Annotated in this window: 14 protein-coding genes; 13 read left to right on the top strand and 1 reads right to left on the bottom strand. The window is 62.0% G+C overall.

Translation table 11 applies throughout. The features are described 5' to 3' along the window. The first annotated feature begins 20 nt into the window (after positions 1-20). From leuC to C4K27_RS10320, 6 genes are all read left to right on the top strand, one after another. Entirely contained in the window at positions 21-1439 is a 1419-nt protein-coding gene (leuC, locus tag C4K27_RS10295; RefSeq protein ID WP_009043027.1) for a 3-isopropylmalate dehydratase large subunit, read from the top strand. A gap of 10 nt (positions 1440-1449) precedes the next feature. Continuing rightward, the gene (gene leuD / locus C4K27_RS10300; protein WP_007921993.1) at positions 1450-2094 is read left to right on the top strand and encodes a 3-isopropylmalate dehydratase small subunit; all 645 of its coding nucleotides are present in this window, start codon (positions 1450-1452) and stop codon (positions 2092-2094) included. A gap of 228 nt (positions 2095-2322) precedes the next feature. Next, a complete protein-coding gene (leuB, locus tag C4K27_RS10305) occupies positions 2323-3405 on the top strand; it encodes a 3-isopropylmalate dehydrogenase (RefSeq protein ID WP_053260338.1) in 1083 nt (360 codons plus the stop codon). A gap of 54 nt (positions 3406-3459) precedes the next feature. Beyond that, positions 3460-4572 (top strand): aspartate-semialdehyde dehydrogenase, encoded by a 1113-nt coding sequence (asd, locus tag C4K27_RS10310; RefSeq protein WP_007921989.1) that lies wholly within the window; start codon positions 3460-3462, stop codon positions 4570-4572. A 184-nt stretch (positions 4573-4756) separates the two neighbouring features. Continuing rightward, the gene (locus C4K27_RS10315) at positions 4757-5767 is read left to right on the top strand and encodes an aspartate-semialdehyde dehydrogenase (RefSeq protein ID WP_053260339.1); all 1011 of its coding nucleotides are present in this window, start codon (positions 4757-4759) and stop codon (positions 5765-5767) included. Positions 5768-5970: 203 nt separating this feature from the next. Further along, positions 5971-8586, top strand: a complete 2616-nt coding sequence (locus C4K27_RS10320) for a motility hub landmark protein FimV (protein WP_053260340.1) — start codon at positions 5971-5973, stop codon at positions 8584-8586. 78 nt (positions 8587-8664) lie between these two features. Here the strand turns inward: C4K27_RS10320 and C4K27_RS10325 are convergent, their stop codons facing one another. Next, positions 8665-9324 (bottom strand): M24 family metallopeptidase, encoded by a 660-nt coding sequence (locus C4K27_RS10325; RefSeq protein ID WP_053260341.1) that lies wholly within the window; start codon positions 9322-9324, stop codon positions 8665-8667. A gap of 232 nt (positions 9325-9556) precedes the next feature. On the opposite strand from C4K27_RS10325, the gene truA reads away from it, so the two are divergent. The 7 genes from truA to purF all read left to right on the top strand — a co-directional run bounded on the left by truA (position 9557) and on the right by purF (position 16427). Next, positions 9557-10381, top strand: a complete 825-nt coding sequence (gene truA / locus C4K27_RS10330) for a tRNA pseudouridine(38-40) synthase TruA (protein WP_016704910.1) — start codon at positions 9557-9559, stop codon at positions 10379-10381. A gap of 64 nt (positions 10382-10445) precedes the next feature. Beyond that, positions 10446-11069, top strand: coding sequence for a phosphoribosylanthranilate isomerase (locus C4K27_RS10335; protein WP_053260342.1), 624 nt, complete (start codon positions 10446-10448; stop codon positions 11067-11069). Between the two features lie 269 nt (positions 11070-11338). Continuing rightward, positions 11339-12259 carry an acetyl-CoA carboxylase, carboxyltransferase subunit beta gene (gene accD / locus C4K27_RS10340; RefSeq protein ID WP_007921980.1) on the top strand — a complete coding sequence of 307 codons (921 nt, stop codon included), beginning with the start codon at positions 11339-11341 and terminating at the stop codon, positions 12257-12259. After that, entirely contained in the window at positions 12256-13563 is a 1308-nt protein-coding gene (gene folC, locus C4K27_RS10345) for a bifunctional tetrahydrofolate synthase/dihydrofolate synthase (protein WP_053260343.1), read from the top strand. Before accD ends, folC begins: the two co-directional genes overlap by 4 nt. Beyond that, positions 13547-14224 (top strand): SPOR domain-containing protein, encoded by a 678-nt coding sequence (locus C4K27_RS10350; RefSeq protein WP_053260344.1) that lies wholly within the window; start codon positions 13547-13549, stop codon positions 14222-14224. Before folC ends, C4K27_RS10350 begins: the two co-directional genes overlap by 17 nt. 98 nt (positions 14225-14322) lie before the next feature. Continuing rightward, positions 14323-14880, top strand: a complete 558-nt coding sequence (locus C4K27_RS10355; protein WP_007921975.1) for a CvpA family protein — start codon at positions 14323-14325, stop codon at positions 14878-14880. A 41-nt stretch (positions 14881-14921) separates the two neighbouring features. Further along, a complete protein-coding gene (purF, locus tag C4K27_RS10360) occupies positions 14922-16427 on the top strand; it encodes an amidophosphoribosyltransferase (RefSeq protein ID WP_007921973.1) in 1506 nt (501 codons plus the stop codon). Positions 16428-16456 lie beyond the last annotated feature (29 nt).

Genomic DNA, 16456 nt, shown 5'->3' on the forward strand with positions numbered 1-16456 from the left:
AAATGATGAGGAACCGTCTGATGGCCGGCAAAACGCTCTACGACAAGCTCTGGGATTCGCATTTGGTCAAGCAGCGCGACGATGGCTCGGCGCTGATCTATATCGATCGTCACATCATCCACGAAGTGACCTCGCCGCAAGCCTTCGAAGGCCTGCGTCTGGCCGGGCGCAAGCCTTGGCGCATCGATGCCAACATCGCGACCCCGGACCACAACGTACCGACCACGCCGGAGCGCAAGGGCGGCATCAGCGCTATCGCCGACCAGGTCTCGCGTTTGCAGGTTCAGACCCTCGACGACAACTGTGACGAATACGGCATCGTCGAATTCAAGATGAACGACGTGCGTCAGGGCATCGTTCACGTCATCGGCCCGGAGCAGGGCGCCACCTTGCCCGGCATGACCGTGGTCTGCGGCGACTCCCACACCTCGACCCACGGTGCCTTTGGCGCCCTGGCGCACGGCATCGGCACCTCCGAGGTCGAGCACGTGCTCGCCACCCAGTGCCTGGTCGCCAAGAAAATGAAAAACATGCTGGTGCGGGTCGAGGGCAAGTTGCCATTTGGCGTGACCGCCAAGGACATCGTCCTGGCTGTGATCGGCAAGATCGGCACCGCTGGCGGTAACGGCCATGCCATCGAGTTCGCCGGCAGCGCGATTCGCGACCTGTCCGTCGAAGGCCGCATGACCATCTGCAACATGTCCATCGAAGCCGGCGCCCGTGTGGGCCTGGTGGCGGCGGACGAAAAGACCGTGGAATACGTCAAGGGTCGTCCATTCGCCCCCAAGGGCGCGGAATGGGACCTCGCCGTTGAAGCCTGGAAGGACCTGGTGTCCGACGCCGATGCCAAGTTCGACACCGTGGTGGAGCTGGATGCCGCGCAGATCAAGCCGCAAGTCAGCTGGGGCACTTCGCCCGAGATGGTGTTGGCGGTCGATCAGAACGTGCCGGACCCGGCCAAGGAAATGGACCTGGTCAAGCGCGACTCCATCGTCCGTGCCTTGAAATACATGGGTTTGACCGCCAACCAGGCGATCACCGACATCCAGCTGGACCGGGTATTCATCGGTTCCTGCACCAACTCGCGGATCGAAGACCTGCGCGCCGCGGCGGTTATCGCCAAGGGCCGCAAGGTGGCTTCGACCATCAAGCAGGCGATCGTGGTCCCGGGTTCGGGCCTGGTGAAGGCCCAGGCGGAGTCGGAAGGCCTGGATAAGATCTTCCTCGAAGCGGGCTTCGAATGGCGCGAGCCGGGCTGCTCGATGTGCCTGGCGATGAACCCGGACCGTTTGGAGTCCGGCGAGCATTGCGCTTCGACCTCGAACCGCAACTTCGAAGGTCGCCAGGGCGCCGGTGGCCGTACTCACCTGGTCAGCCCGGCCATGGCCGCGGCCGCCGCCGTCAACGGTCGTTTCGTCGACGTCCGTGAATTGATCTAAGGAGCGCAGCATGAAAGCTTTCACCCAGCACACCGGTCTTGTCGCGCCTTTGGATCGTGCCAACGTCGACACCGATCAGATCATTCCCAAGCAGTTCCTCAAGTCGATCAAGCGCACCGGCTTCGGCCCGAACCTGTTCGACGAGTGGCGCTACCTGGATGTCGGCCAGCCGTACCAGGACAACTCCAAGCGTCCGTTGAACAAGGATTTCGTGCTCAACGCCGAGCGCTACCAGGGCGCCAGTGTATTGCTGGCCCGGGAAAACTTCGGCTGCGGCTCCAGCCGTGAGCACGCGCCTTGGGCGTTGGAAGAATATGGTTTTCGCAGCATCATTGCCCCGAGCTACGCTGACATCTTCTTCAACAACAGCTTCAAGAACGGCTTGCTGCCGATCATCCTCAGCGATGCTGAAGTCGATGAATTGTTCCAGCAGGTCGAGGCCAATCCGGGCTACCAGTTGCAGATCGACCTGCAGGCCCAGACCGTGACCCGTCCCGATGGCAAGGTGTTGAAGTTCGAGATCGATGCGTTCCGCAAGCATTGCCTGCTCAACGGCCTGGACGATATCGGCCTGACCTTGCAGGACGGCGACGCGATTGCCGCCTTCGAGGCCAAGCATCGGGCCAGCCAGCCGTGGTTGTTTCGCGACGCCTGATCGGCGTTAAAGTGATGCATTGATGGCGAGCCAGCTCGCTCCGGCAGGAGAGGACACACAACCTGTAGGAGCGAGCTTTTTGCTCGCTGCAACCGCCCAAAAAAGCCATGACGGCTTGATATTCGGGCCAGCGCTTCGTTCTCTACGAGTGAGCGGACGCCGCAGGCCAGGCAACAGCATTTTTCCGGGCGTGCCAACCAGCACACCGACAGAGCAAATGAGGAAAACATGAGCAAGCAGATTCTGATTCTCCCAGGCGACGGTATCGGCCCGGAAATCATGGCCGAGGCGGTCAAGGTGCTGGAGCTGGCCAACGCCAAGTACAGCCTGGGCTTCGAGCTGAGCCATGACGTGATCGGTGGCGCGGCCATCGACAAGCATGGCGTGCCGCTGGCCGACGAGACCCTGGACCGTGCGCGGGCTGCCGACGCGGTCCTGCTGGGCGCCGTGGGCGGCCCGAAATGGGACAAGATCGAGCGTGATATCCGCCCTGAGCGCGGCCTGCTGAAAATTCGCGCGCAGTTGGGCCTGTTCGGCAACCTGCGTCCGGCGATCCTTTATCCGCAACTGGCCGATGCTTCCAGCCTCAAGCCGGAAATCGTGTCCGGCCTGGACATCCTCATCGTTCGCGAGCTGACCGGCGGCATCTACTTCGGCGCGCCACGTGGCACCCGCGAGCTGGAAAACGGCGAGCGTCAGTCCTACGACACCCTGCCGTACAGCGAGAGTGAAATCCGCCGCATCGCCCGGGTCGGCTTCGACATGGCCCGTGTGCGCGGCAAGAAGCTCTGCTCGGTGGACAAGGCCAACGTCCTGGCGTCCAGCCAGCTGTGGCGCGAAGTGGTCGAGCAGGTGGCCAAGGATTACCCGGATGTCGAACTGAGCCACATGTACGTCGACAACGCCGCCATGCAGTTGGTGCGTGCGCCGAAGCAGTTCGACGTGATGGTCACCGACAACATGTTTGGCGACATCCTTTCCGACGAAGCGTCGATGCTCACCGGTTCCATCGGCATGCTGCCGTCGGCGTCGCTGGATGCCAACAACAAGGGCATGTACGAGCCATGCCACGGTTCGGCGCCGGACATCGCCGGGCAGGGCATCGCCAACCCGCTGGCGACCATTCTGTCGGTGTCGATGATGCTGCGTTACAGCTTCAACCTGAACGACGCGGCGGATGCCATCGAGCAGGCCGTGAGCCTGGTACTGGACCAGGGATTGCGCACCGGCGACATCTGGTCGGCCGGTTGCACCAAGGTGGGTACGCAGGAAATGGGCGATGCAGTAGTCGCCGCGCTGCGGAATCTGTAATCTTTCGGGCCCACCGCTCAGACGGTGGCCCACTTTTGTATAGGTGTAGTTGCGATGAAACGTGTAGGTCTGATCGGTTGGCGCGGTATGGTCGGTTCCGTGCTCATGCAGCGGATGCTGGAAGAGCAAGACTTCGATCTTATCGAGCCGGTGTTTTTCACCACTTCCAATGTCGGTGGCCAAGGCCCGTCCGTGGGCAAGGACATTGCTCCGCTCAAGGACGCTTACAGCATTGAAGAGCTGAAGACCCTCGACGTGATTCTGACCTGCCAGGGTGGCGACTACACCAGCGAAGTCTTCCCCAAGCTGCGCGAAGCCGGCTGGCAGGGCTACTGGATCGATGCCGCTTCCAGCCTGCGCATGCAGGATGACGCGGTGATCATCCTCGACCCGGTGAACCGCAAGGTCATCGACCAGCAGCTGGACTCCGGCACCAAGAACTACATCGGCGGCAACTGCACCGTCAGCCTGATGCTGATGGGCCTGGGCGGCCTGTTCGAAGCCGGTCTGGTGGAGTGGATGAGCGCCATGACCTATCAGGCGGCCTCCGGTGCCGGCGCGCAGAACATGCGCGAACTGATCAAGCAGATGGGCGCGACCCACGCCGCCGTGGCGGATGACCTGGCCAATCCGGCCAGCGCCATTCTCGACATCGACCGCAAGGTCGCCGAAGCCATGCGCAGCGATGCCTACCCGACCGAGAACTTCGGTGTGCCGCTGGCCGGCAGCCTGATCCCGTGGATCGACAAGGAACTGCCAAACGGCCAGAGCCGCGAAGAGTGGAAGGCCCAGGCCGAGACCAACAAGATTCTCGGCCGCTTCAAGAGCCCGATCCCGGTCGACGGCATCTGCGTGCGGATCGGTGCCATGCGCTGCCACAGCCAGGCGCTGACCATCAAGCTGAACAAGGACGTGCCGATCGCCGATATCGAAGGGTTGATCAGCCAGCACAACCCTTGGGTCAAGCTGGTACCGAACCAGCGTGACATCAGCATGCAGGAGCTGAGCCCGACCAAGGTCACCGGCACCCTGAACATCCCGGTGGGCCGTCTGCGCAAGCTGAACATGGGCTCGCAGTTCCTCGGCGCGTTCACCGTCGGCGACCAGTTGCTGTGGGGTGCCGCCGAACCGCTGCGCCGCATGCTGCGGATCCTGCTCGAGCGTTGATGCTCTGATGCGTTGAAAGAGCCCGCGCCTTGCAAGAGGCGCGGGCTTTTTTCATATCGGAGCAGCTCTGATTGCTGGCTATGAGCATGTTTGCGAAAAGTCTGATGTGCCAGATCTGATAAATTGCCTCGCCCCCAAGCGCCGGGTAAAGTGCCGCTCCCCCCGTTTCGCCAGAGGTAGCACCATGAACCAGTCCTTCGATATCGCCGTGATCGGTGCCACCGGTACTGTCGGCGAAACCCTCGTCCAGATTCTCGAAGAGCGCGATTTTCCGATCGCCAACCTGCACCTGTTGGCCAGCAGCGAGTCGGCGGGGCACTCGGTGCCGTTTCGTGGAAAAAATGTGCGCGTGCGTGAGGTCGACGAGTTCGATTTCAGCAAGGTGCAGCTGGCGTTTTTCGCTGCCGGCCCGGCGGTGACCCTGAGCTTCGCCCCTCGGGCGACGGCGGCCAATTGCGCGGTGATCGACCTGTCGGGCGCATTGCCTTCGGCCCAGGCACCGAATCTGGTGCCGGAAGCCAACGAGCGGGTGCTGAGCGGCCTGGAAAAGCCCGTTCAACTGAGCAGCCCCAGCGCCGCAGCCACGTCGCTGGCGGTGGTCCTGGCGCCGTTGCAGGCCTTGTTCGAGATCCAGCGGGTCAACCTGACCGCCAGCCTCGCGGTGTCCACCCAGGGCCGTGAAGCGGTAACCGAGCTGGCGCGGCAGACCGCCGAACTGCTCAATGCGCGCCCGTTGGAGCCGCGATTCTTCGACCGGCAGATGGCATTCAACCTGTTGGCACAGGTCGGCACGCCCGATGAGCAAGGTCACACCTTGTTGGAAAAACGCCTGGTCCGGGAGTTGCGCGAGGTGCTGGCGCAGCCTTTATTAAAGATTTCTGTCACTTGTGTTCAAGCCCCGGTGTTTTTTGGCGATAGCTATAGCGTGACTCTGCAGTCAGCCACGGCGATCGACCTGGATGCGGTCAATACCGCGCTCGAAGCGGCGCCCGGCATCGAGTTGGTGGAGGCGGGCGACTACCCGACCGCGGTGGGCGATGCGGTGGGGCAGGATGTGGTCTACGTTGGTCGGGTGCGCGCGGGGATCGACGACCCGGCGGAACTTAATCTCTGGCTGACGTCAGATAACGTACGCAAAGGGGCTGCGCTCAACGCCGTGCAGCTGGCTGAGTTGTTGATAAAAGACCTTCTGTAAAAGATACTTGGCAACAATTTGCAGAATGATTCTAGCTGGGCGCTATGCTTGGCTGGTTGCTGGAGGTGAGCTGCTGTCGCGGGCTTCCAAGGCATGCAGACATATATCGCGCGAAGCGGCCCTTCAGGCCGCACGCAATGCCTTACGGCAGCGCTACAACACCTTCTCGCTGGCCGAGGAATGTTCAAACAAAGGATGAGGCTATGGTTCAAGTTCGCAAACTGGTGTTAGCAATAGCGGCCGCGTCGGCGCTGTCCTCCGGTATGGCGCAGGCGCTTGGGCTCGGGGAGCTGACCCTGAAGTCGACTCTGAACCAGCCACTGGTTGCAGAAATCGAGTTGCTGGACGTCAAGGATCTCACCGCCGCCGAGGTGGTGCCGAGCCTGGCCTCGCCTGAAGATTTCGCCAAGGCGGGCGTCGATCGCCAGGCCTTTCTCAATGACCTGAGCTTTACGCCGGTGCTCAATGCCAGCGGCAAGAGCGTGCTGCGGGTCACGTCGAGCCAGCCGCTCTCCGAGCCGATGGTCAAGTTCCTGGTGCAGGTGATGTGGCCCAATGGCCGTCTGCTGCGCGACTACAGCGTCCTGCTCGACCCTTCCAAGTTTTCCCCGCAAACCGCTGAAGCGGCCGTGCAATCCGCGGCACAAACTCCAGCGGTTGCCGCGCCGGTCACCGGTGCCGGCAAGCCTGCTCAATACACCACCTCGGCCCGCGATACCCTCTGGGAGATTGCGGCCAAGGCCCGCAATGGCGGTTCGGTCCAGCAAACCATGCTGGCCATCCAGGCGCTGAATCCGGATGCCTTTATCGACGGCAACATCAACCGGCTGAAGACCGGGCAGGTATTGCGCCTGCCCGATGCCGTGCAGAGCACCAGCCTGCCGCAGCCGCAAGCGATCGCCGAGGTCGCCGCGCAGAATACGGCGTGGCGTCAGGGGCGCCGCCTGGCGCCGCGTGGCGCTCAGCAGCAACTGGATGGCACCCGGCGCGCGGGCGCGGACAAGGCGCCTGCGCAAGGCGCGGCCAAGGATAATCTGAGCCTGGTGTCTGCCGAGTCGGGCAAGGCGCGAGGCAAGGGGGCGGCTGGCGACAGCCAGGCGCTGAGCAACAAGCTGGCGGTGACTCAGGAAAGCCTCGATACGGCCCGGCGTGACAACGCCGAGCTGAAAAGCCGTCTGACGGACCTGCAAAGCCAGCTGGACAAGCTGCAACGCCTTATCGAATTGAAGAACGACCAGTTGGCCAAATTGCAGGCGCAAGGGGCGGGTGCCGTGGCACCAGCACAACCGACCGCGGCCATGCCGGCACAACTGGCTGAGCAGCCTGCGACCCCGGCGGCGCCAGTGACCGATCCTGCGGCAACGTCGGGCGAGGCCTCGGCTGAAGCGGCACCGGCCCAGGCGCAAGCACCGGCGTCCGATGAGGACACATTCAACGACCTGCTGACCAATCCGATCCTCCTGGGGCTGGCGGGCGGCGGGGCAGTGCTGGTGCTGTTGCTGCTGCTGTTGCTGGCTCGCCGTCGCAAGGCTCAGCAGGAGGCAGAAAAGCATCTGCGCATGGCTCGCGCCCTGTCCGAAGAGTCTGATCTGTCCAAGGATCTGGATTTGCCGGAAAGCAGCTTCGAAGGCCTTGAAGTTCCACCGCCGAGCGTCAAGCTCGCTCCAGCTCCAGCTCCAGCTCCAGCTCCAGCTCCAGCTCCAGTCCCGGTCGTGGCGCCTGTGGTGGACGCGGCGCCGGTGGCTGCCGCAGTCGAGCACCCGGCCGATGTGCTGGATCAGGCCCAGTCCCATATCGATGGCGGTCGCCTGAACCAGGCGGCGGCGATCCTGGAGGAGGCCGTCAAGCTGGAGCCGCAGCGTAGCGAGGTGCGCTTGAAGCTGATGGAAGTCTACGGTCATCAGGGCGATCGCAGCGCCTTTGTGGCCCAGGAGCGTCAGTTGGTGGCCAATGGCAAGAATCACGCTGAAGTCGAACAGCTGAAAAGTCGCTTCCCGGCAATGGCTGCTGTGGCGGCCGCGGGTCTCGGCGCTGCGGCCGTGGCGGCGGCGCTGGATGCTCAATACGTCAAGGAGCTGTTGCTCGACGAGCCGCAGGAGCCAGCGCCGGCACCGGTTGTCGACGACCTGGATACCGACTTCGATCTGAGCCTGGACGATCTGGAGGCCGCCTCTTCGGCGTCGCCGGTTGCTCCGGCTGTTCCTGCTCAAGTTGAGCCCGAGCTGGACGACTTCCCGCTGGATGACGACCTGAGCTTCGAGTCGGTACTGCAGCAGCAAACCGAAGCCAAGGAAAGCCTGGACGATCTGTCGGATTTCGACCTGGATCTGGGTGAGGATCTTCCTGCCGCGGCGCAAGCCGATGAGGAATTCCTGCTCAGCCTGGATGACGACCTGAAGGATCTACCGGCTGCCGAAGTGCCTACGGTGACCGAAGCTGCGCTCGACGATCTTGAGCTGCCAGCGGACTTCGACTTGTCCCTGGCTGACGAGATGGATGCGCAGCCCGCTGCCAAGGATGCTTTCGCTTCCGAGCTGGACGATGTCAATGCCGAGCTGGATCGCTTGTCGCAAAGTCTCGAGCAGCCGGACCTGGCCGAGCCGACCTTTACCGCGGAAGATGCCGCGGGCAGTGCCGACGAAGGGGATTTCGATTTCCTTTCCGGCGCCGATGAAGTGGCGACCAAGCTCGATCTGGCCCAGGCCTACATCGACATGGGCGATAACGATGGCGCTCGGGATATTCTCGGCGAAGTCATCAGCGAAGGTAACGACGGTCAGAAAAGCGAAGCCAAGGAAATGCTCGCGCGTCTGGCCTGAGTCGACGCTAGCAGCAAAAAAACGGCAGCCATCGAGGCTGCCGTTTTTGTTTCTGGGCCCATGGCGGCGCTTGCGCGGTTAGGCCAGCAGGTCTTCGTAGAAGGCGCCGAACGGCCGGGTAGGATGGGCGATCTGGATTTCCAGAATCCACAGGCCAACGTTGGGGCATGCCTCGAAGTTGCCCAGGTCGCCCGCTCGATAAATGGCATGGGGGAAGTCGCTGACCCGGTGCCCCTTGATCTCCAGGTTCAGCATCCAGCCCATGGCGCTCGCCTGTTCTTCGGCATAGCGATACAGGGCGGGGCCGGCGACCTTGTGCTCGCTCCAGTGATCACGAACCCGTTCGAACAGGGTTTGGGCCGCCGTGGCACAGGCTTGCATCTCGGGATCGTTGCCGGTGACGAAGGTGGCGCCGCAATCGCCTTCGTGGCGGTCCCAGACCACCCCCAGGTCGATAAAGAAGATGTCGTTGTCGCCCAATATCGGATCGCCTTCGGAGCGTTGCTTGAAGGTCTTCAGGGTGTTTTCGCCAAAGCGCACCAGCGCCGGGTGCCAGATCCGGTCCATGCCCAATTCCGCAAGCACCTCTAGCCCCAAGGCGCGAGCCTGGGATTCGAGCATGCCTGGCTGGATACGCGCGGCTATCTGCGCGATGGCTTCCCAGGTCTTGCGTTTGGCGTGGAGCATGCCTTGCAGGCTGTAGGCGAGGCCCACGGCCTCCTTGTTGATGGCGGTCATTGGTCTCAGGTCCCGGTCGAGTGGATTTATGGTTTTCGCTATATATTCATCTATATAGCGTTTGTCCTGGTTTTCACGCAATCCTGTTTACGCTCGCTGGCGCTTAATGGGCAAACATCAACTAAAAGCGGGTCGCGCATGGCGTCTGCTTGCGCGCGCCTTATAATGGCTGCCTTTGCGCATATCAGCAGGCTGTAAGTTCTTGGCAAATATAGATAACGCGGCCGCCGAAATGGCGGCCGCAGGCTTTTTCAGAATTGCGTTGGGTGTCGAATACAAGGGCTCTCGTTATCGCGGCTGGCAGCGTCAGGCTTCCGGTGTCCCGAGTGTCCAGGAAACCCTCGAGAAGGCGTTGTCCCGGGTGGCGGACTCGCCGGTGCTGCTGTCTTGCGCCGGGCGTACCGACGCCGGCGTGCACGCCTGCGGGCAGGTGGTGCACTTCGATACCCAGGCCGAGCGGTCGATGAAGGCGTGGGTGATGGGGGCCAATATCAACCTGCCCCACGACATCAGCGTGAGCTGGGCCAAGGTCATGCCGGCGCATTTTCATGCGCGGTTCAAGGCGATTGCCCGCCGCTATCGCTACGTGATCTACAACGACCAGATCCGTCCGGCGCACTTGAACGAGGAGATCACCTGGAATCATCGCCCGCTGGATGTCGAGCGGATGGCCGAGGCTGCCCAGCATCTGGTGGGTACCCATGATTTCAGTGCATTCCGTGCAGGGCAGTGCCAGGCCAAGTCACCGATCAAGGAAATCCACCATCTGCGGGTCACCCGGCACGGCAAGATGATTGTCCTGGATATCCGCGCCAGCGCGTTCCTGCATCACATGGTGCGCAATATCGCCGGAGTGCTGATGACCATCGGCGCGGGCGAGCGTCCGGTCGAGTGGGCCAGGGAAGTGCTGGAGAGCCGGATTCGCCGCACGGGCGGGGTGACGGCGCATCCTTTCGGACTGTATCTGGTGCAGGTTGAGTATCACGATGAATTCGAGCTGCCCGAGCGATACATTGGGCCACATTTCCTCACCGGCTTCTCGGAACTTGACGGCTGACGCCCGGAAAAGCATTTGCTACCATCCGGGACTTTCCCCGGATTTGCCCTGAGGTTTAAACGACATGTCAGCCGTTCGCAGCAAAATTTGTGGGATTACCCGCATTGAGGATGCGTTGGCGGCGGTCGAGGCCGGGGCCGATGCCATCGGGCTGGTGTTCTACGCCAAGAGTCCGCGGGCGGTGAACGTCCAGCAGGCGCGGGCGATCGTTGCCGCGCTGCCGCCGTTCGTGACCACCGTGGGCCTGTTCGTCAATGCCAGCCGCTGCGAGCTGGGCGAGATCCTCGACGCGGTGCCGCTGGACCTGTTGCAGTTTCACGGCGATGAAACACCGGCGGACTGCGAGGGCTATCACCGGCCCTACATCAAGGCGCTGCGGGTAAAGGCCGGCGACGATATTGCCAGCCGTTGCGCGGTTTATGCGCGGGCCAGCGGCATCCTGCTCGATACCTACGTCGAGGGCGTGCCGGGTGGAACCGGCGAAGCCTTCGATTGGTCACTGGTACCGCAAGGCTTGAGCAAGCCGATTATCCTGGCCGGTGGCTTGACTGCCGAGAATGTCGGCCAGGCGATAGCGCAGGTTCGCCCGTACGCCGTGGATGTCAGCGGCGGGGTGGAGCAGAGCAAGGGCATCAAGGATCACGCAAAGATTCGCGCATTTATGCAGGCCGTTCGCGGCAGCTGTTAGTCGATGTGACGGCTGGCAGTCTGCCGCCGTCCATAACACCACTGTACAAAACAGGCCGGCACCGTCGCTGGGCGGGCCGTAAATCGAAGTGGCAGCCGCTCTATCCGGGGGTTGTCGGGATGGCTGAGGAGCCGTTCGGTACAGGCAGGTCAAGCTCGCGCTGACCGCGGTAGCGAACAGATCATCGCCGCACACATGAATTTAGCTCAAGGGCATACGCGGGGCCGCGAACCAGAGCGTTCGGGCCGCCGGTACTGGAGAAAGAAAGCATGAGCAACTGGTTAGTAGACAAACTGATCCCTTCGATCATGCGTTCCGAGGTGAAGAAAAGCTCGGTGCCTGAAGGTCTGTGGCACAAGTGCCCGTCCTGCGAGGCGGTGCTGTATCGTCCAGAGCTGGAAAAGACCCTGGACGTCTGCCCCAAATGCAACCACCACATGCGTATCGGCGCTCGCGCCCGTATCGACATTTTCCTCGACGCTGAAGGCCGTGCCGAGCTGGGCGCCGACCTGGAGCCGGTAGACCGTCTGAAATTCCGCGACGGCAAGAAGTACAAGGATCGCCTGACCGCGGCCCAGAAGCAGACCGGTGAAAAGGACGCGCTGATTTCCATGAGCGGTACCTTGCTGGGGATGCCGGTGGTGGTATCGGCGTTCGAGTTCTCCTTCATGGGCGGCTCCATGGGCGCCATCGTTGGCGAGCGTTTTGTACGTGCTGCCAACTACGCGCTGGAAAAGCGTTGCCCGATGGTCTGCTTCTCCGCTTCCGGCGGTGCGCGGATGCAGGAAGCGCTGATCTCCCTGATGCAGATGGCCAAGACTTCCGCAGTGCTGGCGCGCCTGCGTGAAGAAGGGCTGCCATTCATTTCCGTGTTGACCGACCCGGTCTACGGTGGCGTTTCCGCCAGCCTGGCGATGCTGGGTGACGTGATTGTCGCCGAACCCAAGGCCCTGGTCGGTTTCGCCGGTCCTCGCGTGATCGAGCAGACCGTGCGTGAAAAACTGCCGGAAGGTTTCCAGCGCAGCGAGTTCCTGCTGGAGCATGGCGCTATCGACATGATTATCCCGCGCCAGGAGCTGCGTCCGCGCCTGGGTAACCTGCTGGCTCAACTGATGGGCTTGCCGACGCCTGAGTTCGTGGCCGCGCCTGTCGAGGCGATCGTGGTGCCACCGGTGCCTGCAAACATATGACCGAGCGTACCCTTGGCGACTGGCTTGCCTACCTTGAGCAGTTGCATCCGTCAGCCATCGACATGGGGCTGGAGCGCTCGCAAGAAGTAGCGTCCCGCATGGGATTGGGCAGGCTGGCGCCTCGGGTCGTCACGGTGACCGGTACCAATGGCAAGGGTTCTACCTGTGCGTTCGTGGCGTCCTTGCTGCGGGCCCAGGGGCTGAAGGTCGGTGTCTACAATTCCCCCCATCTGTTGCGCTACAACGAGCGCGTGCAGATCGATGGCGTCGAAGCCAGCGATGCCGAGCTGTGCGAGGCCTTTGTCGCGGTCGAAGCCGGGCGCGGTGAAATTTCCCTGACCTATTTCGAGATGGGTACCCTGGCGGCCTTCTGGCTGTTCCAGCGTGCCGGTCTCGATGCCGTGGTGCTGGAAGTCGGCCTGGGTGGGCGCCTGGATGCGGTCAACCTGGTGGATGCGGATCTGGCGCTGGTCACCAGTATCGGCGTCGACCATGCCGATTACCTGGGTGACACCCGTGAGTCCGTGGCCTTCGAGAAGGCCGGGATTTTCCGTCAGGGCGCGCCTGCGCTCTGCGGTGACCTGAATCCCCCTCAGCCCCTGCTGGATAAGGCGCGTGAATTGAACTGCCCGTTCTTCCTGCGCGGTCGTGATTTCGACCTGGGGATCACCGAGGCGAACTGGCAGTGGCGGGGGCTCGATGCGCGGGGCATTGCTGTCGAGCTGCGGGACTTGCCGCTGCTCGATCTGCCCATGGAGAATGCCGCGCTGGCCTTGCAGGCCTATTTGTTGCTGGGGCTGCCTTGGCAGCCCGAACGCATCGCCGAAGCCTTGCAGCAGACGCGAGTGGTCGGGCGCCTGGATCGCCGTCAATTCGAATGGCAGGGCAAGCACCTGAATCTGTTGCTGGATGTCGGACACAACCCCCATGCCGCGGAGTATCTGGCCGAGCGCCTGATGCGCCGACCAGTGGCGGGCAAGCGCCTGGCGGTATTCGGCCTGTTGGCGGACAAGGATCTGGAGGGCGTGGTTGCCCGCCTGGATGCCTGTGTCGAGCATTGGGCGGTGGCGCCGCTGGATTCTGCCCGTGCGCGTCCCGTTGCGGACTTGCAGGCAGCACTGCAGAACCTTGGGGCTTCGGTAGCGTCTTATGAAAGTGTCGCCGCAGCCTTGGAAGGGCAGTGTGCGCAGGCTACGGCCGAAGACGAGATTCTGCTGTTCGGATCTTTTTATTGTGTTGCCGAGGCGCTCGAGTGGCTCGCTCGGCGCTCCACGGAGGAAGCTGCACATGGCTATGCTGGATAACGTCTACAAGCAGCGAATGGTTGGGGCCTTGGTTCTGGTGGCGTTGGCGGTGATTTTCCTGCCGATGCTGTTTTCCCGTGAAGATGAGCAGCGGCATATCAATGTCGAGGTACCAGCAGTGCCTCAGGCGCCTGCTGTAACCCAGGTGCAAGTCGAGCCTGTGGTGGTGCCAGAGCCGCAGGCGCTGCCACAGGAACCGGTACCCACCAATGAAGAAGTGGCCCAGCAGGCCGCGCCTTCGATGCCGATTGCGCCAAGCGCTCCGGTTGCTCCGGCTCCAGTCCCGGTGGCACCGCCAGTTGCCGCGAGCAAGCCCGTGGCTCCACCTCCGGCGCCAGCCCCCAAGCCGGCTCCGGCCCAGCCGATTGCCGCAGCGCCAGCCAAGCCCGATGCGACCTCAAGCCGTGTCGATGCAAACGGCCTGTCGGTCAGTTGGTCGGTGCAACTGGCCAGCCTGTCCAGTCGGGAAAGCGCCGAGAACCTGCAGAAAACCCTGCGCAGCCAGGGGTACAACGCTTATATCCGTTCCGCCGATGGCAAGAACCGGGTATTCGTCGGTCCATTGATCGAGCGGGCCGAGGCAGACCGCCTGCGCGATTTGCTGAGCCGTCAGCAGAACCTCAAGGGTTTTGTCGTGCGCTTCCAGCCTGAGCGCGGTTAAGGCTATCGCCTTGATTTGCAAAGCACAGTGAATCGCAGCTTACCGACGGCCATGCGCTCTGTTAAAATGCGCCGCCTTATCCGTCTGTAGGCTGCACTGTGCCATTTACCTGGGTTGACTGGGCGATCGTTGCAATCATCGCCATCTCCGCTTTGATCAGTTTGAGTCGCGGCTTCGTCAAAGAAGCGCTGTCGCTGCTTACCTGGATCGTCGCAGGAGTCGTTGCCTGGATGTTTGGTGGCTCTCTGTCCGAATACCTCAGCGGATACATCGAGACTCCCTCGGCTCGCGTGATCGCGGGCTGTGCCATCATGTTTGTCGCCACTTTAATCGTGGGCGCAATGATCAATTATCTTATCGGCGAATTGGTTCGCGTCACCGGGCTATCCGGGACCGATCGATTCCTCGGCATGGCCTTCGGCGCGGCGCGTGGCGCGTTGCTGGTGGTCGTGGCGGTCGGGCTGTTGAGCCTGGGGCCGGTACAACAGGATTCCTGGTGGCAGCAGTCGCGACTGGTGCCACAATTTCTATTGGTTGCAGACTGGTCAAAAAACCTCATATTGGGGTGGAGCAGTCAGTGGCTGGCCAGCGGTATCAGCGTACCCGCTGAAATACCGTTCAAGGAACAACTCTTACCGGCCAAAACGCCTCAGTAAGATGTGTTCAGTTCAGTTTCATTAAGTAGGGGTTGCGTCGCATGTGTGGCATCGTCGGTATCGTCGGTAAGTCGAACGTCAATCAGGCGCTGTATGACGCGCTAACCGTCCTCCAGCACCGCGGCCAGGACGCTGCCGGTATCGTGACCAGCCATGATGGCCGGTTATTCCTGCGCAAGGACAACGGCCTGGTCCGTGACGTTTTCCATCAACGGCACATGCAGCGCCTGGTCGGTCACATGGGTATCGGCCATGTGCGGTATCCGACCGCTGGCAGCTCGACTTCGGCCGAAGCTCAACCGTTTTACGTCAACTCGCCTTACGGCATCACCCTGGCGCATAACGGTAACCTGACCAATGTTGAACAACTGGCCAAGGAGATCTACGAATCTGACTTGCGCCACGTCAACACCAATTCCGATTCGGAAGTCCTGCTCAACGTCTTCGCTCACGAGCTGGCCCAGCGCGGCAAGCTGCAACCGACCGAAGAAGACGTGTTCGCCGCCGTGACCGACGTGCACAACCGTTGCGTTGGCGGTTATGCGGTAGTCGCCATGGTCACCGGTTATGGCATCGTTGGCTTCCGCGACCCTCACGGTATTCGCCCGATCGTTTTCGGTCAGCGTCACACCGACGAAGGCGTGGAATACATGATCGCCTCCGAAAGCGTGTCCCTGGATGTGCTGGGCTTCACCCTGATTCGCGACCTGGCGCCGGGCGAAGCGGTCTACATCACTGAAGACGGCAAGCTGCACACCCGTCAGTGCGCGACCAATCCGAAGCTGACTCCGTGCATTTTCGAACACGTCTACCTGGCGCGTCCGGACTCGATCATCGACGGCGTGTCGGTGTACAAGGCGCGCCTGCGCATGGGCGAGAAGCTCGCCGAGAAGATCCTGCGCGAGCGTCCGGATCACGATATCGATGTGGTCATCCCGATTCCGGATACCAGCCGTACCGCGGCGCTGGAGCTGGCGAACCACTTGGGTGTCAAGTTCCGCGAAGGTTTCGTGAAGAACCGCTACATCGGCCGGACCTTCATCATGCCGGGCCAGGCTGCGCGGAAAAAATCCGTGCGCCAGAAACTCAATGCCATCGAGCTGGAGTTCCGCGGCAAGAACGTGATGCTGGTAGATGACTCGATCGTTCGTGGCACCACTTGCAAGCAGATCATCCAGATGGCCCGTGAAGCCGGCGCGAAGAACGTCTACTTCTGCTCCGCGGCGCCTGCCGTGCGTTTCCCGAACGTGTACGGCATCGACATGCCGAGCGCTCACGAACTGATCGCGCACAATCGTTCGACTCAGGATGTGGCCGATCTGATTGGCGCCGACTGGCTGATCTACCAGGATCTGCCTGATCTGATCGAGGCGGTCGGTGGCGGCAAGATCAAGATCGAGAACTTCGACTGCGCGGTGTTCGACGGCAAATATGTCACTGGCGACGTCGACGAGGCCTACCTGAACAAGATCGAAAACGCACGTAACGATGCCTCCAAGGCCAAGACCCAGGCGGTCAGTGCGATCATCGATCTGTACAACAACTGATCTAGAGCATTAGAAGACATAAGGAGTAG

It is taken from the genome of Pseudomonas chlororaphis subsp. chlororaphis, from assembly GCF_003945765.1.
In the GTDB taxonomy this organism is placed as follows: Bacteria; Pseudomonadota; Gammaproteobacteria; order Pseudomonadales; family Pseudomonadaceae; genus Aquipseudomonas; species Aquipseudomonas chlororaphis.